We start from the raw sequence: 26,543 nt of genomic DNA, 5'->3' as shown, positions 1-26,543 counted from the left end.
GCCTGGTTCGCGGCCCAAGACCGCTCCTACGAGAAAACCCAAGGAGAGCGGCTGAGCCCTCTGCCCGCGAAGACGTCGGCCGGGCCACTCGCCTCACTCCTGCTTGGGCGGCGCCTGTTCATAGCGTGCATTGAAAGCCTGTACGAATCCGTTGCGCAAGATCTGCCAGAACGCCTGCAATGGGCTGATGTCCTGACGATGCACATTGCCGCTGAGTTCGACCCGGGTCGCGAACTGGTTCTGCGACTGGTTTTTCAGAACCGTCTCGGTCCCACCGACCACGGCCTCCCAGATGGAGCGCAAGATGCCCTTGTCCTTGTTCTCGACGTCCTGTTGCCAGTTGAACACGTCGACATTGTGCAACAGCGGCTTGATGTAACCGCTCAGGCGGGCGTTGTCGGCGTCGGCCTCGATCACGATGTCACCACTGCCGGCGTTGAAATCGAACTTGCCGTAGGCACCCGAGAAATCGTTGAGCCGACGCAACTCGATGCCGGTGGCGCGCAAGCGGAATTCGAAGTCTTCGAAGTTGCTGAACGGATCGAACGTGGCGGTGCTTTCAATGGGGGCCTGGCCGAACAGCTTTGCGTGGCCTTCGAAACGCGCATCGCGCTTGCCTTCGAGGTCCTCGACATTGGTCAGGTTGTACAGGCTGGCGTTGACCTGGGTGGCGCTGAGGTTGACCTGGGGTTTGGACGAGAAATTGCGGAAGCTGATCTTGCCATCGTTGACCCGCACTTCGTTCAAGGTGATCGGCAGCAGCTTGTTCATCTGGTCGCGCCAGTCGGTGCCGGCACCGGTCTGGGTGGCCTGCTTGTTGGTACCACCGTCGACGAAGTTGAGCTCGGGGTGCAGGAACTCTACATGTGCGACCACAGCATGCTTGTTCCACAGGGCGTGCCAGCTCACCGCGATATCGATCACCGGCGCATCGAGCAGCGGCACGGGCACTTTGCCGGAGGTCTTGACGATCTGCAGGCCGTTGATCTGATAGGCGCCGCGCCACCAGGCCAGGTCGACGTCGCTGACGCGGCCCTTGTAGTCACCCATGTCGGCCAGCTTGTCGTTCAAGTAGTCGCGCACCAGATAGGGCAGGGCAATGTGCAGCGCCAGCACCAATACGACCAGGCCGGTCACGGTCCATAGTGGCCAGCTGTAACGACGTTTCATGGCAGGATCTCCAGAACGATAGTTAGCGATTGACTGTCCACAGTCTCATCCGTTCGCTGGACTCGCCCCCATCGCGGGCTTAACCTTGGATTTTTCCTGCTGCAGCACAAGGACCCTTACGCCATGAGCCGCATTTACGCCGACAACGCCCATTCCATCGGCAATACGCCGTTGGTGCAGATCAACCGCATCGGCCCGCGCGGGGTGACCCTGCTGGCCAAGATCGAGGGGCGCAACCCCGGCTACTCGGTCAAGTGCCGCATTGGCGCTAGCATGATCTGGGACGCTGAAAGCTCGGGCAAGCTCAAGCCCGGCATGACCATCGTCGAGCCGACGTCGGGCAATACCGGCATCGGCCTGGCATTCGTGGCCGCTGCGCGCGGCTACAAGCTCATGCTGACCATGCCCGCGTCCATGAGCCTTGAGCGCCGCAAGGTGCTCAAGGCATTGGGTGCAGAGCTGGTATTGACCGAGCCGGCCCGCGGCATGAAGGGCGCCATCGAAAAGGCAGGGGAGATCGTCGCCAGTGATCCCGAGCTGTATTTCATGCCCCAGCAGTTCGACAACCCGGCCAATCCCGCGATTCATGAAAAGACCACCGGGCCGGAGATCTGGAACGACACCGACGGCGCCGTTGATGTGCTGGTGGCGGGCGTGGGTACCGGCGGTACCATTACCGGTATCTCGCGTTACATCAAGCAGGTGCAGGGCAAGCCGATCCTCAGCGTTGCGGTCGAGCCGCTGGGCTCGCCGATCATTACCCAGGCCATGGCTGGCCAGGACATCACTCCGGCGCCGCACAAGATCCAGGGCATCGGCGCCGGCTTCATTCCGAAGAACCTCGACTTGTCGCTGGTGGATCGGGTCGAGCTGGTCAGTGACGACGAAGCCAAGGCCATGGCGCGGCGCCTGATGCAGGAGGAGGGCATCCTCTGCGGTATTTCCTGTGGCGCGGCCATGGCGGCCGCAGCCAAGCTGGCGGAAAAGCCGGAAATGCAGGGCAAGACCATCGTGGTGATCCTGCCCGATTCGGGCGAACGTTATCTGTCGAGCATGCTGTTCAGCGACCTGTTCACCGAAACCGAACTGCAGGCTTGATCANCCTTTTCGCAGCCGATGACCGCTCCCACGGGTATACCCAGCCCCTGTAGGAGCGGCCCGCGGCCGCGAAAGCCACACCGCGGTATGCCTGACACACCGCACCGCCCTTTTCGCGGCCGATGACCGCTCCCACGGGTATACCCAGCCCCCTGTAGGAGCGGTCCGCGGCCGCGAAAGCCACACCGCGGTATGCCTGACACACCGCACCGCCCTTTTCGCGGCCGATGACCACCCCCACGGGTATACCCAGCTCCTGTAGGAGCGGCCCGCGGCCGCGAAAGCCACGCCGCGGTACCCCTGACACACCACGCCGCCCATTTCGCGGCCGATGACCGCTCCCACGGGTACACCTGGACTCCTGTAGGAGCGGTCCGCGGCCGCGAAAGCCACGCCACGGTATCCCTGACACACCGCGCCGCCCTTTTCGCGGCCGATGACCGCTCCCACGGGTATACCTGGACTCTTGTAGGAGCGGTCCGCGGCCGCGAAAGCCACGCCGCGGTATGCCTGACACACCGCACCGCCCTTTTCGCGGCCGATGACCGCTCCCACGGGTACACCTGGACTCCTGTAGGAGCGGTCCGCGGCCGCGAAAGCCACGCCGCGGTATGCCTGACACACCGCACCGCCCTTTTCGCGGCCGATGACCGCTCCCACGGGTACACCTGGACTTCTGTAGGAGCGGTCCGCGGCCGCGGAAGCCACGCCGCGGTACCCCTGACACACCGCGCCGCCCTTTTCGCGGCCGATGACCGCTCCCACGGGTACACCTGGACTTCTGTAGGAGCGGTCCGCGGCCGCGAAAGCCGCGCCGCGGTACAACTGACACACCGCGCTCCCTTCGCGCAGCCCGACCACCGCCCAACGCCTTTCATTTCCAGTCGGGCCCTCAGGGTTTATCATGGCGCACTGCCCACTCGAGGATCCGCTCCATGACCCTTTCCTTCGCCGCCAAGGCTGCCGTGTTGCTGCTGTTCATCGGCAGCACACTCTACGTGCACCTGCGGGGCAAGGCGCGTCTGCCGGTGTTGCGCCAGTTCGTCAACCATTCGGCCCTGTTCGCTCCCTACAACGCCTTGATGTACCTGTTCTCCAGCGTGCCGTCCAAGCCCTATCTGGACCGTAGCAAGTTTCCGGAGCTGGATGTGCTCAAGGATAACTGGCAGGTCATCCGCGACGAGGCCATGCACCTGTTCGACGAGGGCTACATCCGCGCCGCCGAAAAGAACAACGATGCCGGTTTCGGCTCGTTCTTCAAGAAAGGCTGGAAGCGTTTCTACCTCAAGTGGTACGACAAATCCCTGCCGTCGGCCAACGCGCTGTGCCCGCGCACCGTCGAACTGGTCAACAGCATTCCCAACGTCAAGGGCGCCATGTTCGCCCTGTTGCCCGGCGGCAGCCATCTGAACCCGCACCGCGATCCGTTCGCCGGTTCGCTGCGCTACCACCTAGGCCTGTCGACGCCAAACTCCGATGCCTGCCGCATTTTCGTGGACGGTCAGGAGTACGCCTGGCGCGATGGCGACGACGTGATGTTCGACGAAACCTACGTGCATTGGGTCAAGAACGAAACCGAGCACACCCGGGTCATCCTGTTCTGCGACATCGAGCGGCCGCTGAGCAACCGCTTCATGGCGAGCCTGAACAAGCGCGTCAGCGCCTTTCTGGGGCGTGCCACCGCACCGCAGAACCTTGACGACGAACGCGTGGGCGGCATCAACCAGGCCTATGCCTGGAGCAAGACCTTCAGCGATCGCTTCAGTGGCAAGGTCAAGCAGTTCAAGCGAGCCAATCCCAAGGCATACCGCGTGCTGCGCCCAGTACTGGCAGTGGTCGTGCTGACGGCGCTGGGTTACTGGCTGTTCGGCTGACCGCTTGGGCATCTTCGCTGCCCTATGCGCAACCCCGCTCCCACCGGACGCAGAAGTCTTGTGGGAGCGGGTTTGCGCGTAAGGCGAAGAGGCCAGCCCTGACACCGCAAATCCTGCCCCTGTCACACCTTGTCCAACCTTCGTGCCTGAGGATGCATACGATTCGCTTTTACAACAGAATCGTAGGGAAGTTCCATGCATCCTCCACTTTCCTTGCGGCCCTTGGCCGCAATGATCGCCCTGGCCGCTGCCGGGCTGGCGCAAGCCGAACCGATCGAACTGGCTGCACCGACCGTCCTCGACGAGGTCGTGGTCACAGCATCAGGCTTCGAGCAAAGCGTGGAGGACGCCCCGGCCTCCGTCACCATCATCACCGGCGATGAGCTGCGCAAAAAATCCTACAACGATCTCGGCGACGCCGTACGCAACATCGAGGGGGTCGTCGTCAACGGCAGCGCCAATGAAACCGATATCTCCATCCGCGGCATGCCACCGGACTACACCCTGATTCTGGTCGACGGCAAACGCCAGAGCAGCCGTGAAACCCGAGTCAACGGCAACCGTGGCTACGAGCAGAGTTTCGTGCCACCGGCCGAAGCCATCGAGCGCATCGAAGTGGTCCGCGGACCGATGTCTTCGCTGTACGGCTCGGACGCCATCGGTGGCGTGATCAACATCATCACCCGCAAGGTCTCCACGCAATGGGGTGGCTCGGTTTCCTACGATTACGCCGCGCGTCAGCACAGCGACCAGGGCAATTCGCGGCAGACCCAGTTCTACCTCAACGGCCCGCTGGTGGAAAAATACCTGGGGGTGCAGGTCTGGGGCCGCTACCTCGACCGTCAGGCCGATGACGACGTGGAACTCACCAATGGTTTCACCAAGGCCGACCACAAGGACCTCACCGCACGCCTCGCCTTCACGCCCACCGAGGATCACGACATTCTCCTGGAAGGCGGCGCCACGCGCCTGAAGAACGGCGACGGTACCAGCGTCAACTGGGCCACTCGCGAGCAGGAAAACAACCGCGATCATTATTCCATCTCGCACCAGGGCCGCTGGGGCTGGGCCACCTCGGACGTGTCCCTCGCTTATGAAAAGGCCAGCCGCGAAGGCAAGGCGGCGGCCAACCAGCCGGAGATTCTCGGACGCAAGCCGGTGGTGGAAAACACCGTGCTCGATGCCAAGCTGGTCATCCCCACGGCCTACAACATCACCACCACCGGGTTGCAATGGAACCGCGCCAAGCTGACCGACTGGAACCAAGGCTTGATGGACGGCCGCGACTACGAGTTTTCGGTGACCCAGAAAGCGCTGTTCGCCGAGAACGAATGGTCGGTGACCGACGATTTCGCCTTGACCACCGGTGCCCGGGTGGATGAGCACGAGCAATACGGCACCCACGTCAGCCCACGCATCTACGGGGTATGGCGCGCCACCCCGGACTGGACGTTCAAAGGTGGCGTGGCGCGCGGCTTCAAGGCACCGGAGATTCGCGCCGTAGTGCCCGGCTACGCCACCATTCGCCGCAACACCTACGTCAATCTCGGCAACCCGGACCTCAAGCCCGAAACCAGCACCAACTACGAGCTGTCGGCGCTGTGGTCCAATCGCAACGACCTGTCGGCCGGGGCCACGGTGTTCCACAACGTCTTCAAGGACAAACTGTCCACGGAAAACACCGCGCGGCGCTGGAATGGCTACATCGTCCAGGACCGCATCAACGTCGACGAAGCGACGATCACCGGTGCCGAGCTCAACGGACGCTGGGACATCACTCGCGAGGTGGCGCTGAAGGGCAACTACACCTACACCGACTCGGAGCAGAAGAGCGGCAGCAATGCCGGCGCACCGCTGTCGCTGACACCCGAGCACAAGGCCAATATCAGCGCCGACTGGACCCTGTCTGACCGCGCCCAGGCCTGGGCCTCGGTCAACTACTATGGCCAGGAATACGGCACCACCTTGAGCGGCGAACCGGCGCCGGCCTATACCACCGCCGACGTTGGCGGCTCGTACGAGCTGACCCGCGACATCACCCTCAAGGCCGCGGTGTACAACGTCGCCGACAAGCGCCTGGACGACGACACCTACGGCACGGTCAATTACGGTCGGACCTTCTGGATGGGTACCACCCTGCGCTTCTGATACCCGCCGAAATTCAGCCTGGCAAACGCACCAGGGCTGCCAGCCCCGGTGCGCGGTTTTCCAGCAACAGTTCCCCGCCGTGGGCCTGCACGCAGGCGCGGGCAATCGCCAGGCCCAGGCCCAACCCGCCTCCCTGGCTGGGGTCGGCACCGCCTTTGCCCAGTTGCACGAACGGCTCGAACACCTGTTGCAACCAGGCAGCGTCGATCCCCGGTCCGTGGTCGCGGATCTCGATGCACAGTCCGCCCGCATCTTCGCGGTACAGGCGCAATTGCGCATCGCCGCCATGGCGCAAGGCGTTGTCGATCAGGTTGGTCAGGGCGCGCTTCAACGCCAGTGGCCGGCAGCGACAGGTCACGGGGGGCGAGCCCGCCCACTCGACGGGCGTGCCCAAGGTCTGGTAGCGCCGCGCCAGGTCTTCCAGCAAATCACTCAGCGACACCTCGCTAGTAGCCTCCTGCACCGCATCGCCGCGCACGAAATTCAGCGTTTCACTGACCATCGCCCGCAACTCGTCGAGACTATCGAGCATGTCCCCGCGCAGGGTCGGGTCCTCCAGCAACTCGACCTGCAGGCGCAGCTCGGTGATGGGCGTGTTGAGGTCGTGGCTGAGGGCGGCCAGCATGCGCGTGCGGCCTTCGACATGACGGGCGATCCGCGCCTGCATCACATTGAACGCCAGTGTCAGTTCGCGGGCCTCGCGCGGGCCGGACAGCGGCAGCGGCGCGATCCATTCGCCACGGCTGACCCGCTCGGTGGCCAGCGCCAGGCGCTTCACGGGCGCGACCACCCGGCGCATGAAGAAAGCCACGATCAACAATACCGGGATGGTGCTGACCGGCACGCTGTAGGCCAGCAGTCGGCCCCACTCATAGGCACCGGCCGGGGCCTGCTCGGCATTGAGCTGTGCGCCGTTGGGCAGGCTTATCGAGCTGCGCAGGCGCAGCGCCTCCCAACCGGCGCGCTTGAACAGGTGTTCACGGGCCGGGCCGCCATTGCGTCGTTCCAGTTGCAGGACGACCACGGTGTCTTGCTGCAGACCCAGCCGCTGGCGCACGGCCGTGGCCAGGCGCTGTTCTTCGCTGTGCATGACGAACGGCTGGACTTCGGCGTCGGGGGCGATCCAGAAATGTGTATCGGCAGTGGTCATGGCCTCGAGCAGGTGCTGCGCAGCGGCCGGGGGCAGATCGCGGGCGGCGTGGTAGGCGCTGGCCAGGCGCTCGACCACCAGCGTGCGCGACAGCGGGTGCACCAGCGAGCCGGTGCGTTGCAGCAGCAGCACGGCAATCAGGTTGGACGCCAGCAGTGCCAGCAGCAGCAGTAGCCCCAGCTGGCGTGCCATGGTCTGAGGCCATGCTTTGCGCAGTCCCCTCATGCCGGCTGCTGGGCGACGTTGGCCGCCAGGCGATAGCCGCCGCCCCACACCGTTTGCAGCAACAGGGGCTGCAGGGCGTTGTCGTCCAGCTTGCGACGCAGGCGGCTGATCTGCCGGTCGATGGCGCGATCGAACAGATCGCTGCCGGGCCGCGAGGTCAGTTCGATCAAGCGTTCGCGACCCAGCACGGCATTGGGATGATCCAGGAAGACTTCCAGCAAGCGGCCCTCCACGGTGCTCAAGCGCACCTGGCTGCGGTCTCGGCGGGTCAATGTGTTGCAGCCGCTGCGAAAGCTCAGGTCGGCGAAGTGGTAGCAGCGCAAGGGCGCTGGCAGGGCTGCCGGCACGGCCGTCAGCGTTGTGCCCAAGGTGCCACGCCGGCGCAGCACGCTGTGGATGCGCGCCACCAGTTCACGCGGCTCGAAGGGCTTGACCACGTAGTCGTCGGCACCGGCATCCAGGCCCTGAACGCGGTCGGCGCAGGCATCGCGCGCGGTCAACAGGATGACCGCCGCCGTGGACTTGTGCGCCAGCGTGCGACACAGCTCGAACCCATCGCCGTCGGGCAGCATCACATCGAGGATCAGTACGTCGAACACGTCCTGCTTGAGCAGCGCCCACATGCCGGCGGCGTCTTCGGTGGTGCGCACGTCGAAACCGAAGCGGCGCAGGTAGATGGCCAGCGGCTCACGGATCTTGCGATGGTCATCGACCACCAGCAAGCGAGGAGAGGAAGGATTCATGGTGATTGCGTTCGCGGATGATTCTCATTCGGAACGCGATACTACAGCAAGCGGGAAACCGCCGCAGCAGTGCCGGGACAGGTCGGCGACAACCTTCCCATCCCGGCCGATGTCACGCCTGGGCGTTCTTGAATGCCAGGCGGAACCGGTGCAGCAACGGCTCGGTATAGCCACTGGGCTGCTCGCAGCCCTGGAACACCAGCGCACTGGCGGCGGTGAACGCCACCGATGCCTGGAAATCCGCTGCCATGGGCCGGTATGACGGATCACCGGCATTCTGCTGGTCGACTACCTTGGCCATGCGCTCCAGGGTTTCGACGATCTGCTCGCGGCTTACCACGCCGTGGAGCAGCCAGTTGGCCAGGTGCTGGCTGGAAATACGCAGGGTTGCGCGGTCTTCCATCAGCCCGACGTCGTGGATGTCCGGCACCTTGGAGCAACCGATGCCTTGTTCGACCCAGCGCACTACATAGCCCAGCAAGCCTTGGGCATTGTTGTCCAGTTCCTGACGGATCTCGTCGGCGCTCCATTGCGCATTGGCCACCACCGGGATGGTCAGCAGGTTGTCCAGCAGAGCGTCGTGCTCGCCTGCTGCGTCGATCTGTTCCAGGGTCTGCTGCACCTCGCTGACGTTGACCTGGTGATAGTGCAGGGCGTGCAACGTGGCCGCAGTGGGCGAGGGTACCCACGCGGTGTTCGCGCCGGCCTTGGGGTGGCCGATCTTCTGCACCAGCATGTCGGCCATCAGGTCGGGCATCGCCCACATGCCCTTGCCGATCTGCGCCTTGCCACGCAAGCCGCAGGCCAGCCCGGTGAGCATGTTGTTGCGCTCGTACGCGGCAATCCAGGCACTGCCCTTCATGTCACCCTTGCGCATCATCGGCCCAGCCTGCATGGCGCTGTGGATCTCGTCGCCGGTGCGGTCGAGGAAGCCGGTGTTGATGAACGCCACGCGGGTCGATGCTGCGGCAATGCAGGCCTTGAGGTTCACCGAGGTGCGGCGCTCCTCGTCCATGATGCCGATCTTCAGGGTATTGCGCGAAAGCTCGAGCAGGTCTTCGATGGCGGCAAACAGCTTGTCCGCGAAGGCCACCTCGGCCGGGCCGTGCATCTTCGGTTTGACGATGTAGAGGCTGCCGGTGCGCGAGTTACCCTTGCGCTCCAGGTCGTAGCGTCCGATCAGGCTGGTGACCACGCCGTCCAGGATACCCTCGGGGATCTCGCGGCCTTCATCGTCGAGAATCGCGGGATTGGTCATCAGGTGCCCGACGTTGCGGATCAACAACAGCGAACGGCCGTGCAGAGTCAACTCGCCGCCTGCCGGCGTGTGGTACTGGCGGTCGGGATTGAGCCGGCGGGTGATGCGCTGGCCGCCTTTTTCCAGTTCCTCGGTCAGATCGCCGCGCATCAGGCCCAGCCAGTTGCGGTAGATCGCCACCTTGTCGCTGGCGTCCACCGCCGCTACCGAGTCTTCGCAGTCGATGATGGTCGACAGGGCCGCTTCGAGCAGCAGGTCCTTCACACCCGCCGCGTCGGTACGCCCGATAGGCGAGGTCGCGTCGATCTGGATCTCGATGTGCAGGCCATGGTGCTTGAGCAGCACGGCAACCGGTTGCTGCGCATCGCCTTGATAGCCGACGAACTGAGCTGGATCGGCCAAGGCGCTGACGCTGCCGTCGGTCAGACTCACCTGCAACTGGCCACCCTCGATGCGGTAGCCGTTGGCATCGCGGTGCGATCCGTTGGCCAGCGGAGTGCTCTGGTCGAGCAGGGCGCGGGCGAAGGCAATCACGCGGTCGCCGCGAACCTGGTTGTAGCCTTGGCCCTTGGTCGCGCCATCGCTTTCCGGAATCGCGTCGGTGCCATACAGCGCGTCGTACAGCGAGCCCCAACGAGCGTTCGCCGCGTTCAGGGCATAGCGGGCATTGGTCGACGGCACCACCAGTTGCGGGCCGGCCACCCGGGCGATCTCGTCATCGACATCGCAGGTGCTGATCTCGACGCGGTCGGGCTGTGGCAGCAGGTAGCCGATGGACTGCAGGAAGCTGCGGTAGGCAGCCGGGTCCTGGATCGGTCCGGGGTGGGCACGGTGCCAGTTGTCCAGTTCGGTCTGCAAACGGTCGCGTTCGGCCAGCAGCAGGCGGTTCTGCGGCGCGAATTCATGGACCAGGGCGTCGAAACCGGTCCAGAACGCTTCGGATTCCAGCCCGCTGCCAGGCAGTACTTCGTTCTCGATGAAATCGTACAGGGTGGCGTCGACCTGCAGACGCTGGGCTCTCATGCGGTGCTTCATTGCAGTCTCCTCGAATACGGGGGCGGGAATTCAGACCAGGGCAGCGGCGCCGGCCTTGGCGACCTGCGCGTCCTCACCGGGCTTGACCCCGGACACGCCGACCGCACCAATGACCTGGCCTTCGTGGATCAGCGGCACGGCACCTTCCAGACAGGTCATGAGGTTACCCGACAGGAACGCGGTACGTCCGTTGTTGACCATCTCTTCGAACACCACCGATTCCTTGCGCCCCAGGGCCGAGGTACGCGCTTTGCCCGGTGCGATGTAGGCGGTGCTGGCGGCGGCGCCGTCCAGGCGTTCGAACGCCAGCAGATGACCGCCGTCGTCGACCACGGCAATGCCCACTGCCCAGTTGTTCTTCTGCGCCTCGGCGCGTGCTGCGGCGAGGATGCGGGTGACGTCTTCGTGGCCAAGAATCGCTTTGCTTTGCATGGGCTTCTCCAGTTCTGTTGTCGAGAGGTTAAAAGTGCAGTGCATTCAAAAATACAGGGTCAATCGGCCATGGCCTGTTCGACCAGTTCGATCCAGTGCCGTACCGGGGTGCGCGCGGCCCCATCCAAGTGGTTCTGGCAACCGATGTTGGCAGTGGCGATCACCTGGGGGGCGCCGCTTTCCAGGGCATTGAGGCGATTGTCGCGCAATTGCCGCGACAACACCGGCTGAGTCACCGAGTAGGTACCGGCGGAACCGCAGCACAGGTGGCCGTCCGGTACGTCGGTCAAATGAAAGCCCAACCGGCGCAACAGGTGTTCGGTCACGCCGCCCAGCTTCTGCGCATGCTGCAAGGTACACGGGCAGTGAAAGGCCAGGCGCAGGTCGGTATGAACAGCCAATTGTTCCACCGGCTCGTCGCGCAACACCTCGACCAGATCCTTGGCCAGGCGGCTGACGGTTCGAGCCTTGTCGGCGTAGGTCGGATCCTGTTCCAGCAGGTGTCCATAGTCCTTGATGAACGCACCACAACCGCTGGCTGTCTGCACGATGGCTTCGGCGCCCGCTTCGATTGCAGGCCACCAGGCGTCGATATTGTGTCGGGCGCGCTGCAGGCCACGGGCCTGATCGTCCAGGTGGTAATCCACCGCGCCGCAGCAACCGGCCTGGCGAACCGCCGTAACGGTGATTCCCAAGCGGTCAAGGACGCGCGCGGCGGCGGCATTGGTGTTGGGCGACAGCCCGGGCTGCACGCAACCTTCGAGCATCAATACGCGACGGGCGTGCTGCGTCGCGGGCCGCGACACGGCAGCATGCACCTGACGCGGCAGCTTGTCCTTGAGGCGTTGCGGCAACAGTGGACGAAAGGTCTGGCCCAGTTGGATCAGCGCCTTGAAAGCGGTCGGGTGCGGGGCCAGCGCGCGCAGACCGCCGCGCAGCCAGCGTTGTTCGACCGGCCGCGGCACCGCCTGATCCACCACTGCACGGCCGATGTCCAGCAGGTTGTGGTAGTCCACTCCCGAAGGGCAGGTGGTCTCGCAGTTGCGGCAGCTCAGGCAGCGATCGAGGTGCTGCTGCGTGTCCGCCGTCACCTCGTGGCCTTCGAGCACCTGCTTGATCAGGTAGATGCGCCCGCGCGGGCCGTCCAGTTCGTCGCCCAGCAGTTGATAGGTGGGGCAGGTGGCATTGCAGAAGCCGCAGTGCACGCAGCTGCGCAGAATACGCTCGGCTTCCTCGGCGCGCGGCAGCAGGCGGGCCTGATCACTCAATTGGGTCTGCATGGGTTCACGGCTCCTGGTTCACAGCTGCGCGTAGAGGCGGCCGGGGTTGAAGATGCCCTGTGGGTCCAACTGCGTCTTGAGCTGGCGATGGTAGCGCAGCAGCAGCTCGGGCAAGGGTTGAAACGGCTCGGGGGTCACGCCTGTGGTGTAGCAGGTGGCGTGCCCGCCGACCGCCTCGACCACCTGGCGAATCGACGCGGCGCTGGCGTTGGATTTCAGCCAGCGCTGGGCACCGCCCCAGTCGATCAGTTGTTCGCCCGGTAGTTGCAAGGCAGCGGTGTTGTTGGGCAGCGACAACCGCCAGAGTGCTTCGGGCTGCGCGAAGAAGGGCAGCCGATGCTCGTTCAGCTCATCCCAGAACGCCGAGTCGATGGGCTCGCCGCCGATGCGCTGGTGGGCTGCGGCCACCGAGCCTTCGCCGCCCTCCAGGCGCAGATAGAGAACGCCATCGCTGTGGCAGGCGGCACTGATCGGCATTGGCTGCTGGCCCCATTCGGCGAGCTTGAGCAAGGCGCGCTCGGCGTCGCAGGTCAGCTTGATGCTGAAGCAGGCGCGTGGCTTGGGCAGCACCTTGAGTGACACCTCGGTCAGCACGCCCAGCGTGCCGAAGCTGCCGGTCAGCAACCGGGACAGGTCGTAGCCGGCGACGTTCTTCATCACCTCGCCGCCGAAGCGCAGGTGCTTGCCCAGCCCGGTGATGACCCGGGTGCCCAGTACATAGTCGCGGGCGGAACCGGCCCAGGGTCGACGCGGCCCCGACAATCCGGCCGCGACCGTGCCGCCCAGGGTGGCCTGCTCGCCATAGGCCGGTGGCTCGAACGGCAACATCTGCCCGGCCTGCTCGACGGCGGCGCGCAGGGCCTGCAAGGGCGTGCCGGCCCGTGCGGTGATCACCAGCTCCGTAGGGTCGTAGCTGACAATGCCGCAGTGTGCGCGCGTATCGAGGCGCTCGCCGGCACCGATGCATCCCAGGAAGGCCTTGCTGTTGCCGCCCTGAATGCACAGCGGGCGGTCGTCGGCCAGCGCCTGCCGAACCTGATCCAGCAGTTGCTCGCTGGCGTCGAAATCGCGGTCGGCCATCAGAAGCGCTCCAGTTCGGGGAATGGCAGTTGCCCGTGGTGGATATGCATGCCGCCAAACTCGGCACAGCGCTGCAGGGTCGGAATGTTCTTGCCGGGATTGAGCAGCCGATCGGGGTCGAACGCGGCCTTCACCGCATGGAACAGGGTCAGCTCGTCGCTGTTGAATTGGGCGCACATCTGATTGATCTTCTCCCGGCCCACACCGTGTTCGCCGGTGATGCTGCCGCCCACCGCCACGCACAGCTCCAGGATTTGCCCGCCGAGTGCTTCGGCGCGTTCGAGCTCACCGGCCTGGTTGGCATCGAACAGAATCAACGGGTGCATGTTGCCGTCCCCGGCATGGAACACGTTGGCCACGCGCAGGCTGTATTGCTCGGACAATTCGGCGATGCCCTTGAGCACGCCCGGCAGGGCGCGACGCGGAATGGTGCCGTCCATGCAGTAGTAGTCGGGCGAGAGTCGGCCCACGGCAGGAAACGCATTCTTGCGCCCGGCCCAGAAACGCAGGCGTTCGGCCTCGTCGCGGGCCTGACGGACCTCGGTCGCGCCGGCCTCCGTCAGCACCTGGTAGACGCGCTGGCAGTCGTCGTGCACATCGGCTTCCACGCCATCGAGCTCGCACAGCAGGATCGCTTCGGCGTCCATCGGATAGCCGGCATGGATGAAGTCTTCGGCAGCGCGAATGGCCAGGTTGTCCATCATTTCCAGGCCACCGGGAATGATCCCTGCGGCGATGATGTCGGCCACGGCCGCCCCGGCCTTTTCCACCGAGTCGAAGCTGGCCAGCAGCACCTTGGCCACCTGCGGCTTGGGCAGCAGCTTGACGGTCACCTCGGTGATGATGGCGAGCATGCCTTCGGAACCGGTGAACAGCGCCAGCAGATCGAAACCGGGCGAGTCGAGGGCATCGCTGCCCAGGGTCAGGCGCTCACCCTCGATGGTCAGCACCTGCACCTTGAGCAGGTTGTGCACGGTCAAACCGTACTTGAGGCAGTGCACGCCGCCGGCGTTTTCCGCAACGTTGCCGCCGATCGAGCAGGCGATCTGTGACGAGGGGTCGGGGGCGTAATACAAGCCGAACGGCGCCGCCGCCTGGGAGATCGCCAGATTGCGCACGCCGGGCTGCACACGCGCCCAGCGTCCGGCGGGGTCGATCTCGAGAATCTGCTTGAAGCGCGCCATCACCAGCAGCACACCTTGTTCGAGTGGCAGGGCACCCCCGGACAGTCCGGTACCTGCCCCACGTGCGACGACGGGCACCTTTTGCGCGTGGCACAACTTGAGCAGAGCCTCGACCTGCTCGATACGCTCGGGCAACACCACCAGCAGCGGTACGGTGCGATAGGCACTGAGTCCGTCGCATTCGTAGGGGCGCAGGTCTTCGGCGCGATGCAGTACGGCAAGGTCGGGGATGCGGGAATGCAGTGCCTGCACCAGTGCGGCCTTGTCGACCTTGGGCAGGACGCCGTCGATGCGTTCGTCGTAGAGGATGTTCATGGGCGCAGGCCACCGGCTTGTCGTTCTTATGCGCTCAACAGTGGTCGCAAACACCCGGCCTGTCTATGGTCGGAACCACTGGTAGGACCAGTTCTTTTCGCCGGGGGGCTTCTATCGAGGCGTCTACTGGCTTATTTTCGGGTGATCGCCGAATGCTCGGCGGTAGTCTCGGGCGATGGTCCTACCAGCAGGCACGGCATGCACAACAAACCTCAGATCGCCGATGTAGTGTGCGAACGCATCGAGCGGCTCATCGTCGATGGCGTTCTCAAGACCGGCCAACCGCTGCCATCGGAGCGGCGACTGGTGGAAAAACTCGGTGTGTCGCGCAACGCGCTGCGCGAGGGCCTCAAGCTGTTGCGCGCCCGGGGCATCATCGCCACCGAGCAGGGCCGCGGTTCGTTCGTGGCGTCATTGTCTCCCGCCAACGATGCCACACCCTTGATGCACCTGTTCAGTTCCCAGCCGCGCACGCTCTACGACTTGTTCGAAGTGCGTTCACTGCTCGAAGGCGAGTCGGCACGGCTGGCCGCGCTGCGCGGTACTCAGGCTGATTTCGTCTTGATCGAGCGCAGCTATCAGGCATTGCTGGCCGCCCACGACCAACCGCTGGACGCCACCCGGCATGCGCACCTGGACCATGCCTTCCACCTGGCGATCTGCGACGCTTCGCACAATCCGGTGCTGGTACAGACCCTGCGCTCGTTGACTGACCTGCTGCTCAACTCGGTGTTTGCCTGCGTGAACAACCTGTACCACCGCCAGCCACAGAAACAACAGATCGACAAGCAGCACGCCAAGCTTTATGCCGCAGTGATCAATCGCCAGCCCGAACAAGCACGCAAGGCGGCCGTTGCCCATATCGAAAGCATCTGCGCCAACCTGCGGGAAATCGAAGGCGAAGAGCAGCGTCTGGTACGTGCGACGCTGCGTCTGGAAGGCTGGGCCTGAAACCTCGGATCAGGTGTTCTTCAGGCACTTGAGGTTGGCGAAGTCATCGCGCAGTTCACCCAGCTTGCGCTCGATGCGCACACGTTGCTCAGGTGTACTGTCGGCCGCCAGCCCCGTCATCAGGTCGATGGCTGCCTGCTCGGTGCGTGCATAGGCCAGCTTGTATTGCGGGGTCCACACCGCTTCGCGCTGTTGCAGCAATTGCGCGATCCGCGCGGGGAATTCGGTCGACTGGCGTTGCTGCAAGGCAGCCATGAACTGCGCCTGCCAGTGCTCGCGGTTGTCGATCCATTCACGATTCTGTTCGCCCAGACTCTGCGACCAAGCCTGCACGCGCTGCTGCTGCGTATCGGTGAGTTTGCCGAACCAAGGTGTCAGGCGCTTGCTCATGCGCTTGGCGCGTTCGTCGATCTGTGCCTGCAGTGGCGGCTCCACGTATTCCTTGCGACGCTTGACCAGATCCTCGTCGAGCGTCTGCTGCAGGGCCCGCACCTGGTTGTCGTCCAGCCCCTGCAGCAACTCGACCGCCGAGGGCGTGACCTGCACGGCGATGGCGGAGATTGCCTGCTTGGCTTCGGCAGTACGTTCGCGCAGTGCCGGCGCAGTCACCTGCTGCTGGGCAACCATTTGCTGGATTTTGTCCAGCCACTGCAGGTTGTCTGCCAGTTGCGTGGTGCAGTGCCAGCGCAGGTGTTCCTTGAGGCGTTCGTCGAACCAGCTTTTCTGCTCGCGGTTCATGTCCAGGTAGTCGTTCATCGACCATGGAATGATTACGTCCAGATTGCGATAGGCCAAGTCCACCCGCGTGCAACCACTGAACACCAGGCACAAGCCCACGAGCAGCACGCAATGCGACAAGCGACGAAACAGAGGATTCATGGCAGCGGTCCGTGCGATGGCGTTGTTGTGGTTATAGAGCCATGCCGGTGCGTGCGGTTCAGAAAAACGCGTGTTGGGCCTTGAGCATGAACATGCTGTCACACTGGCCATTCTGGCCTGAATAGGCAGCGCAATTGGCGCCGCTCAGGTCCGAGCCACTGTAGATGAAGTCCAGGTCGAAGCTGCCGATCGGCCGTGACATCTGCAGCGACCAGTCGTTGAATGCCCGCACTTCCTGCCCCTCGCCGATGGTGAATGGGGTGGTGAGCTGATGGTTGCTGACCTTCATGGTAAAGCCCACATCCAGCAGGGGCAGGCCGCCCAGGTCAGCGAACAGCGTGCTGTTCTGGCCGTCGGGGGTATTGTTGAACGCTGCGCCGAAGCGCCGATCCAGAACACGCAGGCCGGCGTAGAACGCATGCGTCGAAGGCGCATCCAGTTCGGGGTAGCTGTACTGGATCACGCCCACTTCATAACCCAGCGAATTATCGAACGGATGCTTGTAGCCCATATAGGAATCCACCTCCAGATTGCTGGAGGAGGCGAGGCCCATGTTGGGCGACCATTGGCCGAAATACAGACCACTGTCGTGAGTCAGGTCCAGCCCGCCGTGGAAGGAACTGCCGGTGCTCGGCTGCACCAGGCCCACGGCCATGCTGCGCGACGGTGTGGTGCCGAGCTTGAGGTTGAAATCGCCGATGTCACGTTGAATGACCTGGGCGCACAGGGAAGGGGGGACCACGAGTCCGGCTATCAACAACCAGCTGGGTCTGAACATACCTACCTCCAGTAAGCCTGGACGGCCCGATCTAGAAGGGTGCAAGCATACCGCTCATGGGCGGCGCGACGCTGCCATTCGTCGATTCAAGGGGGATGAGGGTGATGCGGGGAGTAACACGACGCTGAAGTTTTGCCCGGCGCGATGGCCGGGCCGCAAACTTACTTCTTGCCCAGGCTGATGTGCTTGGACGGGGTGAAGGTCTGGCCGCTCACGCCCTTGGCAATCTGCTGGATCTCGCCACCGGACTTGAGAAATGCGGCAATCTGTTCGTTGATCGACTCGCTGGTTTCTACGGCTGGAGCGGGTTTGACTTTGCTGTTGGATGCTTTAACGCGCATGGCTGCCATTAACCTGTCAAAAATTAATATGGCCAGGCATTGTACACGATTTATCCTCTCCCGGCTGGGCTATATGGACCAGCGGTGACGCTGTGACCCCCGGCTATCAAGGTTCTCGCCTGCAAGGTTCTGGCGCTCCAATACCTGCCGCGCAAGGCGCCTTGCGCAGCCAACCGCAAGGTTCTCGGGTAGAATGCCGAGCCAGGTGACGAGGAATATTCGAAATGGCTTTAGTCGGGCGCTACAACGCATTGCAAGTGGTAAAACATACGGACTTCGGGCTGTATCTGGACGGCGGCGCAGATGGCGAGATCCTCCTGCCCAATCGCTACATCCCCAAGGATACTCCCAGCGAAGACGAAGACTGGCTGAACGTTTTCGTGTATCTGGACAGCGAAGACAAACTGCTGGCCACCACTGAAAAGCCCAAGGTCCAGGTGGGTGAGTTCGCCAGCCTCAAGGTCGTCGAAATCAACAGCATTGGCGTCTTCCTCGACTGGGGGCTGCCCAAGGACCTGCTGCTGCCTTTCTCCGAAGAAAAACGCCAGATGAAAGCGGGCGAGTACTGCGTGGTGCACGTGTACCTGGACAAACGTACGCGCCGCATTACGGCCACCGCCCGCCTGGATCGCTACCTCGACAAGCTGCCGCCGGCCTATCAGGTAGGCCAGGAAGTCGATCTGCTGGTGGTCGAAGAAACCGACATGGGCTTCAAGGCCATCATCAACAACGCCCACTGGGGCCTGATCCACAAGAACGAAGTGTTCAAGTTCCTGCGCTCCGGCAAGCAGGAGAAGGGCTACATCAAGGAGCTGCGCAGCGACGGCAAGATTGCCCTGAGCCTGCAGCCCATTGGCGCGCAACTGACCAGCAGCCTCAATGCCCAGATCCTCGACAAGCTGCGCGCCAACCAGGGCACCCTCGCGGTCAGCGACAAGAGCGATCCGCAGGTGATCAGCGACCTCTTCGGTGTCAGCAAGGGCAACTTCAAGAAAGCCATCGGCGCGCTGTACAAGGACGGCCAGATCGTCATCCACGCCGACCGTATCGAACTGGTCTGAAGCCCGTCACGCAGGCCGCTCTCAGGCCTGCAGGAATGGCGCGAAGCCGACGCCGCTGCCGGTGGGGCGCACATCCTTGAGGAACGAATCCTTGTCGGCGCTCAGCTCGAGGCTGACTGTCGACTTGCGTTTGCCGGCATTGCGTACCACCAGCCCTTCCATGTGCTCACGCAAGAACGCCGTGGTCACTTTCAGGTGCAGCAACTGATCACTGGAAGGGGTATGCAGCAGCAGGTGAATCCATTCGTACTGGCCGATCTGCAGGCGTGCCACAGGGATGTCGAACCACCAGATGTTGCGTTTGGCGTCCAGCACGGTGAAATGGCAGTTGTTGACGCCGAGCACCGCGCCACCCAGTTCCTTGTTGCGACGGGCGATGGCTTGGGGTTTGTCGAGTTTCATGAAAATTCCTACAGGTATGACGCTTCGGCGCACTGGCCGAATCCGACCGGCATTCTGCGGGCAAATCGGCCGAACATAAAGCGCTGGCAAAACCCATGTGCCTGCCGCACGACCACGGCGTCTTTTGCCACGCAAAATAATTTGAAACTCTGGATGGCCGGTGCCGGTCAATTCCTGTGTCGAGACAAGACATTCCTAAATGACCAGGAGACATACCATGAGCGGCACTTCAGACAAGATCAAAGGCATGGCCAACGAAGCAGTCGGCAACGTCAAGCAAGGCGTGGGCAAAGTCACCGGTAACGAAGAACTGCAGGTCAAAGGTGCAGTGCAAGAGAAGAAAGGCGAAGCCCAGCAAGTAGAAGGCGAAGTCAAGAACACTGTGAAAGACGCTGTAAAAAAACCCTGAGGCAGCGTGTTTCCTGCCTGAGTGAAGTTCGCCAACGGTCATCAAACGATGGCCGTTGTGCTATTGGGCGGACACGGACGTACATACTCTGATTGTCGTTTTTCCTGCAGCTTTACGGTAGAAAGCGTGCCGCTATGAGCCTGCCGCGACTGCTTGACTCAGTTGGGTTGTGCATCCACCCAGGCAGTGTATTCGAAAGTCGAGTGGCGCAAGGAGACGCTATGCTATTTCCCCACATGAACAACCTGCCTTTCATGAAGGTCATGGTTCGCACGGTCAAGGAATTCGTTGACGACGAAATGCCTACCTATGCTTCGGCATTGGCCTACCAGATGTTGTTCTCGCTATTCCCCTTTCTGCTTTTCCTGATCGCCCTGATCGGTTTCCTGCATCTGCCGGATTTCTTCTCGTGGATGCGTTTGCAGTCCGAGTTGGTGCTACCGCCACAGGCGCTGGAACAGGTCAATCCTGTGATCGACCAGTTGCAGCAGTCCAAAGGTGGTCTGCTTTCCATTGGTATCGTAGTCGCCCTGTGGACCGCCTCGGCAGGCGTGCGCTTGACCATGAGCGCAATGAACGCCGCCTATGATGTGGTCGAAGAGCGTCCGGCCTGGAAGCGCATTCCCTTGTCGATCCTGTACACCATCGGCCTTGCCGGCATGCTGTTGTGCGTAGCGGCCTTGATGGTCACCGGTCCCCAGGTCATGCAGTGGCTGGCCGGGCAGATCGGCATGGAAGATTTCATCGTCACCCTGTGGACCATCCTGCGCTGGCCGCTGATCGTCATCCTGTTGATGATCGCCGTCGCGGTGATCTACTACGTCATGCCTGACGTGAAGCAGGAGTTCCGCTTCATCACGCCCGGTTCGATGCTCGCCGTGGTGGTCTGGATCGTCGCATCGCTGGGTTTTGCCTACTACGTGAAAACGTTCGCCGACTACAACGCCATGTACGGCAGCATCGGCGCGATTATCGTGTTGCTGCTGTATTTCTATATCTCGTCTGCCGTGCTGTTGCTGGGCGCCGAGATGAATGCAGTGATCGAACACATGTCGGCCGAGGGCAAGGACAAGGGTGCCAAGGATCCGGAGGAAACCGCCCCCGCTGTGGACCAGACCGGGACCGTACCCACGGGCGAAAAGGACCTGCGTGCAAACCCTGCCACGCCGTCATCGGTTGCAGCGCGCCAGCAGCCTTGAACATAGGCTATGCAGATCAAGCAGCAATCGGACGCACCAGGGCCAGCAAGTTCTTGCTGGCTCGGTAGCGCTGCAGGCGCTGGGTCAGCTCGGCAGGCAGGGTGGTCGCATCCTCGAAGCCGAGGCTGAGGTAGAAACCACGCAATGGCGGTTCGCAAAACAACCATACCGGCCCGCCCAGCGTGGTCTGGGCGGCGCTGAGCAAACGTCGGCCCAAGCCCTTGTTGCGCTGATCGACAGCCACGTGCAGGCCAGTCAACCAGTGCCCCCCGAGCACCGGCAGGAAGTTCGAACCTGCAACGATTTCGTCGCTCCGTGCTACCCACCAGCGGGCGTTGCCCACGCTGCGCATCCGACTGTTCTGCAACTTGTAGAACTTGTCCAGCAGCGGTCGCGCACAGGGCGGCAGTTCGATGAATTCCACGTAAATGTATCCTGTTATTGCCAAAGCGCCGGGTTTGCCCCACGGCGGGAAAAATTGCTTCGTGACGGCACCGACGCTGTAGTAAGGTCCGGGCCTCTTTTTTATGACGGAGATGCGCTGTGCAGCAGCCGATTCGCAAATTACTCTACCTGGCTGGCCTGATCAGCCCGCTATGGCTGGCCGCAAGCCTCATCGTGACCGGCAGCCTGTATGCCGGGTACAGCCACATCGATCAGGCAATGGGTCTGTTGGGCGCTACCGATGCACCCACTCACGCCCTCTGGGCCTGGCTCGGTCAGTACCCGCTGGGCCTCTTGTCGATAGCGTTCGGTATTGGCCTGTACGCGGGCCATGCCCATCTGCGCCTGGCGCGGCTGAGCGCCTCGCTCATCATCGTGTACGGTCTGGCAAGCCTGGCGGCTGGGTACTTCACCTGCGACGTCGGCTGTTCCCTGCAATACCCTTCGACGCAGCAGAACCTGCATACCATCGCCAGCGTGATCATGTCGGCAAGCCTGTCGCTCGCCAGTGCACTGTGGATTGTCGTGGCACGCCGCGAGGGCCGCAAGGGTCTGGTCTGGTTGTCCCTGATCTGCAGTCTGTTCGCGCTGGGCTGCCTGCCGTGGATGGCAGCGGCCATGGACGTGGGCCGTGGCTTCGGCCTGTTCCAGCGAGTCAACTACTTCGCCTCGCTGCTGTGGGTCGCCGGGCTGGCCTGGGCATTGCTCAAGTCCGAGCGCAACGACTACGCTTGAGGCGTCACGTCATCAAGGTGATCCAGATCGCCGCGCCGCCGATCACTGTGACCATGCTGCCCAGGCCAAGCACGCCCTTCACGTCGGCCGGGAAGCGCGCGCGGCTGATCCCTTCCACTCTGCAGCGGTATCGACGCCGCTGGCTCAGCCAGATCAGCAACGCCCCCAGCAGAGTGAATGCGATCAAGCCGCCGGCGAAGCGGCCGTGGTTGGGCATCCAGCGCAGAAAGAACAAACTCGCCACCAGCATCGCCAACAGGGTTCGCCCCCACGCCAGCAACGTCCGTTCAGGCTGCAGCCCTTCGTCCTGATGCCCCGCGTGCGGCACGTTCATCGCAGTACGACGAAAGCTATCAGCGCTGCAGTGACCAGCGCACCGCCAATGGACAGCAGCGGCACCAGCAACGGAATGGGCAAGGGCTGCTTGTGACGCATCGCCCGCTCCACGTTCAGCCAGCGCAGGCTCGCACTTCCACTGAGCAGCATACCCAGCAGCAGCAGGATGACCGCCAGGCTCTTGCGAAACTCGGGTGCGAACACGTCTGCGGTGAACGCTTCGACGGCGATGCCGCCGGCCATCAAGGCCAGCGCCGTGCGAATCCAGGCCAGAAATGTGCGCTCGTTAGCCAGCGTGAAGCGTGGGTCGGGCTCGCTGCCGCCCGTGAGCAGCTTCAGCTGCCGCGCGCTGCGTTGTCCATGGGTGGGGGGGATCCCGGGGTCAGGTCTCGCCATGTGTTTGCCAGACAGGGTGTGGAAGTAGGGCGATGCTACCACTGCCGGCCGCCGTGCCGTCCACTTTCCGCACGTGTCGCCCCGGCCTCAGGCGCCGCTGGTGGTCAGGGGCAGGTGGAAGCTGAACTGCGTGCCGTCTTCATCGCTCGAGGCGACTTCCAGTCGACCGTCGTGGGCCAGCGCGATCTGGTAGGCAATGTACAAGCCCAGCCCAAGGCCACCGCGTGGGCTGCGCACGCTTGGCCGGGCGAAAGGTTTGAACAACTGCGAGCGCACGTTCTCGGCGATCGCCGGCCCGCGGTTATGTACCGACAGCGTGAATGCCTGATCGGACATTCGGCCGCACACACGCACCTCGCTGTCCGCGGCACCGTGGATGATGGCGTTGGACACCAGGTTGGAAAGCAGTTGGCCAATGCGCTCCTTGTCGCACAGCACGCCTTGAAGGTCGTCGACATCCATCGTTATGACCCGGTCGGGATGGATGCGCTGCAGCTCAGAGACCACGTGCTCCAGGCTTCGCGTCAGGTCGGCATCGGGCTGCAGGTCCACCACGATACCGGCCCCGAGTCGGCCCCGGGCAAAATCCAGCACATCCTCGATCAGCTGCGAAGCGCGACGTGCACTGGTCTGGATATGCTTGACGATGCCCAGGCTGCGCTCATCCGTGACGCGTCGCTGCAGCAGCTCAGAGCCGGCATTGATGGCAAACAGGGGATTGCGCAGATCATGGCCGAGCACCGCAATGAATTGATCACGCAGATCGGCCATTTCACGTTCTTCCAGCAGCGCGGTGGCCGTTCGCTGGTGCCGTTCTTCATTCTCCATCTGCACCGCCAGCAAACGCGAGAACGATTGCATCATTGGCTCGATGGTGCTGCCCTTCAAGTACGTGGGCCGTGGATCGAGTGCACAGATGGTGCCGAAAAAGCTGCCATCGGCGCGGAATATGGGCGTCGATATGTAGCTTTCGAACTTGTAGATACGCGGCGCGTGATGGTTGCAGTACACCTCGTCTTCGCTGACCTTGTCGATAATGACGGTCTGGTGGGTGGCGCGTATCTCGTGACACAGGGTAGTGGTCACGTCCAACTCCTCGCCGACTTCCAGGCCAAAGCCCATGTTGTCGAGCACCGCGCAGGTGATCCACGAATCTTCGGTGACTCTGGCTACTGCGGCGAAACGCATCCCGGTGGTTTCGCAGATGACCTGCAGGATTGCCGGGACCGCGTCGATACGCGCGAGGGTGGCTATGTCGGCTGCTGCAGTTGTGCCCATGGAGTGCCCATTGTGGTTGCGCATGCCGGAACCATTGCCTGGTCGTGTCCGGACGGTGCACCGATTCTAGCGATGCCGTTCGAGCCTGTAAAAAAATCTTCGGTCCGCACAGTTTATATCAGCTGTACTCACCCGCCTGCGGCAGCGGGTGAGACCTGCGCGCGGCGCTCTGCTGCTTGAGCAACGGCCCCAGTGTGGCTTGATCCAGGGCCTTGCTCAGATGATCGCCTTGCAGCTCCACGCATCTCTCATGCTGCAGGGCGAGCAGCCGTTGCACGGTATCGACACCGGCGCCGATCACACGCACCCCCATGGCCTCGCCCAAGTCAATCATCCCGCGCACCATTGCGCGATCCCGCGTGTGGTCAGCCATGCCGGCAACGAAGCGCCGGTCGATCTTCAACCCATCGAAGGGATACAGACGCAGATACCCAAGGGAACAGTAGCCACTGCCGAACTCATCGAGAATCAGACCTGCACCCAATTCCTTCAGAGCGTTCAGCGCACCCACGGCACCCTCTGCACAGCCCAGCATCACCTGCTCGGCGACCTGCACCTGCAGACGGCTTGCAGGCAAGCGGGCAGCGGCCAGCGCGTCACGAACATCACGCGCAACATCGCCGCGGCTGAAATGCGCCGGTGCCAGGCTCAGCGACACGGCAATCGACTGTGGCCAGTGGCGTGCTGCCTTGCAGGCCTCACCCAACATCCAGCGGCCGATCGCTACGATCAAGTCGCTGCGCTCGGCCAAGGGCAGGAAAACGTCCGAGGTAAGCAAGCCTTCGACCGGGTGCTGCCAGCGCAGCAGTGCCTCAACGGCGACCACTCGGTCGGCCTCGGCGCTGAACCTGGGCTGAAAGTGCAGCAGCAGCTGTTCGTGGCGTATGGCTGATGCCAGATCGTTTTCCAGTTGCCTGAGCTGGTTCTGCCGATCCAGGGCGGGCGCAAAATGCTGCCAACTGCCGGCGCCCCGAGCCTTGGCCTGACGCAAGGCAACGTCCGCGCAGCGAATCCACTCGTTGGCATCGCCACGTGCGGGCTGGTCATGGACCACACCGATGTTCACACCCACCTGTAGCTGTTTGATGCCATGCACGATCGGACGCTGGATGTTGTTGATCAGGCGCTGGCAGAAATGCTCGATCTCGATCATCTCGTCGATGCTGGCCAGTACCAGCATGAACTGTCCGGCGTGCAGCCGTGTCACCAGATCATTGCTGCGCGTGCTGTCGCGCAGGCGGCTGGCAACCGTGCGCAGAACACATTCGCGCGCGGGCTGGTCCAGGGCCTCTTGCAGTTCGTCGAATCCTTCCAGATCCAGCAACAGCAAGGTCAATGGCAACGGACGCAGGCGGTCGGCCAGGGTCTGGTCGAGGAACCGTGTCAGGGCATGCTCATCCCCCAGGCCTGTCACGGCATCGTGGGTCGAGCGGTGGGCCAACTGAGCCTGGGCACTGACCTGGTCAGTGATGTCGACCAGCGTGCCGCGATAACCGACCACGCGCGATTCAAGCACGATGGGCCGCGCGGCGATGCGGCTATGGCGCATCTGCCCGGCGCTGTCGCGGTAGCTGCAACGCAACTGACCAGCCCCTGCTGCTGTGGTGGTGTTTCCCAACTGTTGCAGCCATTGGCCCGGAGGGAGGGTATCGCACTGCAGCAGCAGTTCAATGGGCTGGCCCAGCCAGGCATCATCAGCAAACCCGGTGGAGGCGGTGAATTCCGAGGACAGATAACTGACCCGCAGGAACTCGTCGGTCTCCCATATCCAGTCCGAACTGGCGCTGGTCAGGTCACGCAGGCGCTCTTCGCTCGATTGCAGGGCCCGATGCTCGTTCTGCAACCGCGCATGGTCCTGGTCGATGTCGCGCAAGCTGCGCAACGTCCTCAGCAACAGCACGCCAGAGACGCCCAATACGACCATTAGCAGTACGGCAATCGTCGGCAGCGACATGCTCCAGAGCGGTTCGCCACCCGGTGGTGGCGTCTGCACGGGGAGTCCTGCGCCGGCATCTTCGAGGGAGATCAGCGGCCGGCCACTGTTATCACCCAGATCGCGTTCGCCGCTCACGCTGTCCGCAGCGACCGTTTCTGCCGATGGGTTGCCGGCGCGATCCACCGAGCCGGGAACGCCGAGCACGGCGCCGCCAGCAATCACCACGCTGGCAAGGATGGGCAGCACGAACGCCAGCACCAGAAGCCGTGCGCGGCGTGAATAGCGGGAAGGGTTGGCGGCATCAACAACATTCATGAGCAGCGGTCCTTGCGAACAGACGTTTCTTGAGCTCATCTGGACGGTTGCGGCCGCGACATGGTTCCCGATGGGCGACCAAGCGCCGGAT

25 protein-coding genes are annotated in these 26,543 nt (G+C 63.2%); 8 read left to right on the top strand and 17 right to left on the bottom strand.

The window, feature by feature from the left end; genetic code table 11:
• Nucleotides 1-93: 93 nt before the first annotated feature.
• Entirely contained in the window at nt 94-1,170 is a 1,077-nt protein-coding gene (locus IFT57_RS22720; protein ID WP_122795220.1) for a DUF748 domain-containing protein, read from the bottom strand.
• 123 nt (nt 1,171-1,293) lie between these two features.
• On the opposite strand from IFT57_RS22720, the gene cysK reads away from it, so the two are divergent.
• The 3 genes from cysK to IFT57_RS22705 all read left to right on the top strand — a co-directional run bounded on the left by cysK (nt 1,294) and on the right by IFT57_RS22705 (nt 6,290).
• Complete coding sequence (gene cysK, locus IFT57_RS22715) at nt 1,294-2,268, top strand: cysteine synthase A (protein WP_122795219.1); 975 nt, start codon at nt 1,294-1,296, stop codon at nt 2,266-2,268.
• Nucleotides 2,269-3,203: 935 nt separating this feature from the next.
• A complete protein-coding gene (locus tag IFT57_RS22710) occupies nt 3,204-4,142 on the top strand; it encodes an aspartyl/asparaginyl beta-hydroxylase domain-containing protein (protein ID WP_049862475.1) in 939 nt (312 codons plus the stop codon).
• 195 nt (nt 4,143-4,337) lie between these two features.
• Nucleotides 4,338-6,290 (top strand): TonB-dependent receptor domain-containing protein, encoded by a 1,953-nt coding sequence (locus IFT57_RS22705; protein WP_192152745.1) that lies wholly within the window; start codon nt 4,338-4,340, stop codon nt 6,288-6,290.
• A gap of 13 nt (nt 6,291-6,303) precedes the next feature.
• Here IFT57_RS22705 and IFT57_RS22700 read toward each other — a convergent pair whose 3' ends face one another.
• The 7 genes from IFT57_RS22700 to glcD all read right to left on the bottom strand — a co-directional run bounded on the left by IFT57_RS22700 (nt 6,304) and on the right by glcD (nt 14,992).
• Complete coding sequence (locus IFT57_RS22700) at nt 6,304-7,632, bottom strand: ATP-binding protein (protein WP_192152744.1); 1,329 nt, start codon at nt 7,630-7,632, stop codon at nt 6,304-6,306.
• Between the two features lie 29 nt (nt 7,633-7,661).
• Nucleotides 7,662-8,408 (bottom strand): response regulator transcription factor, encoded by a 747-nt coding sequence (locus tag IFT57_RS22695; RefSeq protein WP_192152743.1) that lies wholly within the window; start codon nt 8,406-8,408, stop codon nt 7,662-7,664.
• Between the two features lie 112 nt (nt 8,409-8,520).
• Nucleotides 8,521-10,701, bottom strand: a complete 2,181-nt coding sequence (locus tag IFT57_RS22690) for a malate synthase G (protein ID WP_192152742.1) — start codon at nt 10,699-10,701, stop codon at nt 8,521-8,523.
• A 30-nt stretch (nt 10,702-10,731) separates the two neighbouring features.
• A complete protein-coding gene (locus IFT57_RS22685; RefSeq protein ID WP_122714292.1) occupies nt 10,732-11,133 on the bottom strand; it encodes a heme-binding protein in 402 nt (133 codons plus the stop codon).
• A 59-nt stretch (nt 11,134-11,192) separates the two neighbouring features.
• Nucleotides 11,193-12,413 carry a glycolate oxidase subunit GlcF gene (gene glcF, locus IFT57_RS22680; RefSeq protein ID WP_192152741.1) on the bottom strand — a complete coding sequence of 407 codons (1,221 nt, stop codon included), beginning with the start codon at nt 12,411-12,413 and terminating at the stop codon, nt 11,193-11,195.
• Nucleotides 12,414-12,431: 18 nt separating this feature from the next.
• A complete protein-coding gene (glcE, locus tag IFT57_RS22675; protein ID WP_192152740.1) occupies nt 12,432-13,493 on the bottom strand; it encodes a glycolate oxidase subunit GlcE in 1,062 nt (353 codons plus the stop codon).
• Entirely contained in the window at nt 13,493-14,992 is a 1,500-nt protein-coding gene (gene glcD / locus IFT57_RS22670) for a glycolate oxidase subunit GlcD (RefSeq protein ID WP_192152739.1), read from the bottom strand. The genes glcE and glcD overlap by 1 nt, the downstream gene beginning before the upstream one ends.
• 198 nt (nt 14,993-15,190) lie before the next feature.
• Between glcD and glcC the strand changes: the two genes are divergently transcribed.
• Nucleotides 15,191-15,943 (top strand): transcriptional regulator GlcC, encoded by a 753-nt coding sequence (glcC, locus tag IFT57_RS22665; protein WP_192152738.1) that lies wholly within the window; start codon nt 15,191-15,193, stop codon nt 15,941-15,943.
• 9 nt (nt 15,944-15,952) lie between these two features.
• On the opposite strand, the gene IFT57_RS22660 is transcribed toward glcC, so the two are convergent.
• The 3 genes from IFT57_RS22660 to IFT57_RS22650 form a co-directional block, all read right to left on the bottom strand.
• Nucleotides 15,953-16,813, bottom strand: coding sequence for a DUF6279 family lipoprotein (locus tag IFT57_RS22660; protein ID WP_192152823.1), 861 nt, complete (start codon nt 16,811-16,813; stop codon nt 15,953-15,955).
• A gap of 67 nt (nt 16,814-16,880) precedes the next feature.
• Entirely contained in the window at nt 16,881-17,600 is a 720-nt protein-coding gene (locus IFT57_RS22655) for a TorF family putative porin (RefSeq protein WP_122795208.1), read from the bottom strand.
• Nucleotides 17,601-17,761: 161 nt separating this feature from the next.
• Nucleotides 17,762-17,950: a hypothetical protein gene (locus IFT57_RS22650; protein WP_177327984.1), complete on the bottom strand. Its 189-nt coding sequence runs from the start codon at nt 17,948-17,950 to the stop codon at nt 17,762-17,764.
• Nucleotides 17,951-18,165: 215 nt separating this feature from the next.
• Between IFT57_RS22650 and IFT57_RS22645 the strand changes: the two genes are divergently transcribed.
• A complete protein-coding gene (locus IFT57_RS22645; protein WP_192152737.1) occupies nt 18,166-19,002 on the top strand; it encodes a CvfB family protein in 837 nt (278 codons plus the stop codon).
• A 21-nt stretch (nt 19,003-19,023) separates the two neighbouring features.
• Here the strand turns inward: IFT57_RS22645 and IFT57_RS22640 are convergent, their stop codons facing one another.
• Nucleotides 19,024-19,404, bottom strand: coding sequence for a hypothetical protein (locus IFT57_RS22640; RefSeq protein ID WP_122474961.1), 381 nt, complete (start codon nt 19,402-19,404; stop codon nt 19,024-19,026).
• A 217-nt stretch (nt 19,405-19,621) separates the two neighbouring features.
• Between IFT57_RS22640 and IFT57_RS22635 the strand changes: the two genes are divergently transcribed.
• Together IFT57_RS22635 and IFT57_RS22630 are read left to right on the top strand one after the other, a co-directional pair.
• The gene (locus IFT57_RS22635; RefSeq protein WP_122474959.1) at nt 19,622-19,813 is read left to right on the top strand and encodes a CsbD family protein; all 192 of its coding nucleotides are present in this window, start codon (nt 19,622-19,624) and stop codon (nt 19,811-19,813) included.
• 221 nt (nt 19,814-20,034) lie between these two features.
• Nucleotides 20,035-21,012, top strand: coding sequence for a YihY/virulence factor BrkB family protein (locus IFT57_RS22630; RefSeq protein ID WP_192152736.1), 978 nt, complete (start codon nt 20,035-20,037; stop codon nt 21,010-21,012).
• 16 nt (nt 21,013-21,028) lie between these two features.
• Here IFT57_RS22630 and IFT57_RS22625 read toward each other — a convergent pair whose 3' ends face one another.
• Nucleotides 21,029-21,436, bottom strand: coding sequence for a GNAT family N-acetyltransferase (locus tag IFT57_RS22625; protein ID WP_342030373.1), 408 nt, complete (start codon nt 21,434-21,436; stop codon nt 21,029-21,031).
• A 119-nt stretch (nt 21,437-21,555) separates the two neighbouring features.
• Here IFT57_RS22625 and IFT57_RS22620 point away from each other — a divergent pair, with 119 nt between their 5' ends.
• Entirely contained in the window at nt 21,556-22,191 is a 636-nt protein-coding gene (locus IFT57_RS22620) for a DUF998 domain-containing protein (RefSeq protein ID WP_192152735.1), read from the top strand.
• A 4-nt stretch (nt 22,192-22,195) separates the two neighbouring features.
• Here the strand turns inward: IFT57_RS22620 and IFT57_RS22615 are convergent, their stop codons facing one another.
• The 4 genes from IFT57_RS22615 to IFT57_RS22600 form a co-directional block, all read right to left on the bottom strand.
• Nucleotides 22,196-22,525 (bottom strand): DUF202 domain-containing protein, encoded by a 330-nt coding sequence (locus IFT57_RS22615; protein WP_192152734.1) that lies wholly within the window; start codon nt 22,523-22,525, stop codon nt 22,196-22,198.
• On the bottom strand, nt 22,522-22,923 hold the full coding sequence (locus tag IFT57_RS22610) for a YidH family protein (protein ID WP_192152733.1): 402 nt from the start codon (nt 22,921-22,923) through the stop codon (nt 22,522-22,524). The genes IFT57_RS22615 and IFT57_RS22610 overlap by 4 nt, the downstream gene beginning before the upstream one ends.
• Nucleotides 22,924-23,010: 87 nt before the next feature.
• A complete protein-coding gene (locus IFT57_RS22605) occupies nt 23,011-24,201 on the bottom strand; it encodes a GAF domain-containing sensor histidine kinase (protein ID WP_192152821.1) in 1,191 nt (396 codons plus the stop codon).
• Nucleotides 24,202-24,319: 118 nt separating this feature from the next.
• Entirely contained in the window at nt 24,320-26,452 is a 2,133-nt protein-coding gene (locus tag IFT57_RS22600; protein ID WP_192152732.1) for a putative bifunctional diguanylate cyclase/phosphodiesterase, read from the bottom strand.
• Between the last annotated feature and the right edge of the window lie 91 nt (nt 26,453-26,543).

This window comes from Pseudomonas sp. CFBP 13719 (assembly GCF_014842095.1).
In the GTDB taxonomy this organism is placed as follows: Bacteria; Pseudomonadota; Gammaproteobacteria; order Pseudomonadales; family Pseudomonadaceae; genus Aquipseudomonas.
Note: the sequence above shows the minus strand (reverse complement) of the source record. Positions and strands in the feature narration are given on the sequence as shown.

Coding starts and splice junctions, on each gene's coding strand:
- IFT57_RS22720 (WP_122795220.1), bottom strand. CDS start 1,170: ATGAAACGTCGTTACAGCTGGCCACTATGGACCGTGACCGGCCTGGTC.
- cysK (WP_122795219.1), top strand. CDS start 1,294: ATGAGCCGCATTTACGCCGACAACGCCCATTCCATCGGCAATACGCCG.
- IFT57_RS22710 (WP_049862475.1), top strand. CDS start 3,204: ATGACCCTTTCCTTCGCCGCCAAGGCTGCCGTGTTGCTGCTGTTCATC.
- IFT57_RS22705 (WP_192152745.1), top strand. CDS start 4,338: ATGCATCCTCCACTTTCCTTGCGGCCCTTGGCCGCAATGATCGCCCTG.
- IFT57_RS22700 (WP_192152744.1), bottom strand. CDS start 7,632: ATGGCACGCCAGCTGGGGCTACTGCTGCTGCTGGCACTGCTGGCGTCC.
- IFT57_RS22695 (WP_192152743.1), bottom strand. CDS start 8,408: ATGAATCCTTCCTCTCCTCGCTTGCTGGTGGTCGATGACCATCGCAAG.
- IFT57_RS22690 (WP_192152742.1), bottom strand. CDS start 10,701: ATGAAGCACCGCATGAGAGCCCAGCGTCTGCAGGTCGACGCCACCCTG.
- IFT57_RS22685 (WP_122714292.1), bottom strand. CDS start 11,133: ATGCAAAGCAAAGCGATTCTTGGCCACGAAGACGTCACCCGCATCCTC.
- glcF (WP_192152741.1), bottom strand. CDS start 12,413: ATGCAGACCCAATTGAGTGATCAGGCCCGCCTGCTGCCGCGCGCCGAG.
- glcE (WP_192152740.1), bottom strand. CDS start 13,493: ATGGCCGACCGCGATTTCGACGCCAGCGAGCAACTGCTGGATCAGGTT.
- glcD (WP_192152739.1), bottom strand. CDS start 14,992: ATGAACATCCTCTACGACGAACGCATCGACGGCGTCCTGCCCAAGGTC.
- glcC (WP_192152738.1), top strand. CDS start 15,191: ATGCACAACAAACCTCAGATCGCCGATGTAGTGTGCGAACGCATCGAG.
- IFT57_RS22655 (WP_122795208.1), bottom strand. CDS start 17,600: ATGTTCAGACCCAGCTGGTTGTTGATAGCCGGACTCGTGGTCCCCCCT.
- IFT57_RS22650 (WP_177327984.1), bottom strand. CDS start 17,950: ATGGCAGCCATGCGCGTTAAAGCATCCAACAGCAAAGTCAAACCCGCT.
- IFT57_RS22645 (WP_192152737.1), top strand. CDS start 18,166: ATGGCTTTAGTCGGGCGCTACAACGCATTGCAAGTGGTAAAACATACG.
- IFT57_RS22640 (WP_122474961.1), bottom strand. CDS start 19,404: ATGAAACTCGACAAACCCCAAGCCATCGCCCGTCGCAACAAGGAACTG.
- IFT57_RS22635 (WP_122474959.1), top strand. CDS start 19,622: ATGAGCGGCACTTCAGACAAGATCAAAGGCATGGCCAACGAAGCAGTC.
- IFT57_RS22630 (WP_192152736.1), top strand. CDS start 20,035: ATGCTATTTCCCCACATGAACAACCTGCCTTTCATGAAGGTCATGGTT.
- IFT57_RS22615 (WP_192152734.1), bottom strand. CDS start 22,525: ATGAACGTGCCGCACGCGGGGCATCAGGACGAAGGGCTGCAGCCTGAA.
- IFT57_RS22610 (WP_192152733.1), bottom strand. CDS start 22,923: ATGGCGAGACCTGACCCCGGGATCCCCCCCACCCATGGACAACGCAGC.
- IFT57_RS22605 (WP_192152821.1), bottom strand. CDS start 24,201: ATGGGCACAACTGCAGCAGCCGACATAGCCACCCTCGCGCGTATCGAC.
- IFT57_RS22600 (WP_192152732.1), bottom strand. CDS start 26,452: ATGAATGTTGTTGATGCCGCCAACCCTTCCCGCTATTCACGCCGCGCA.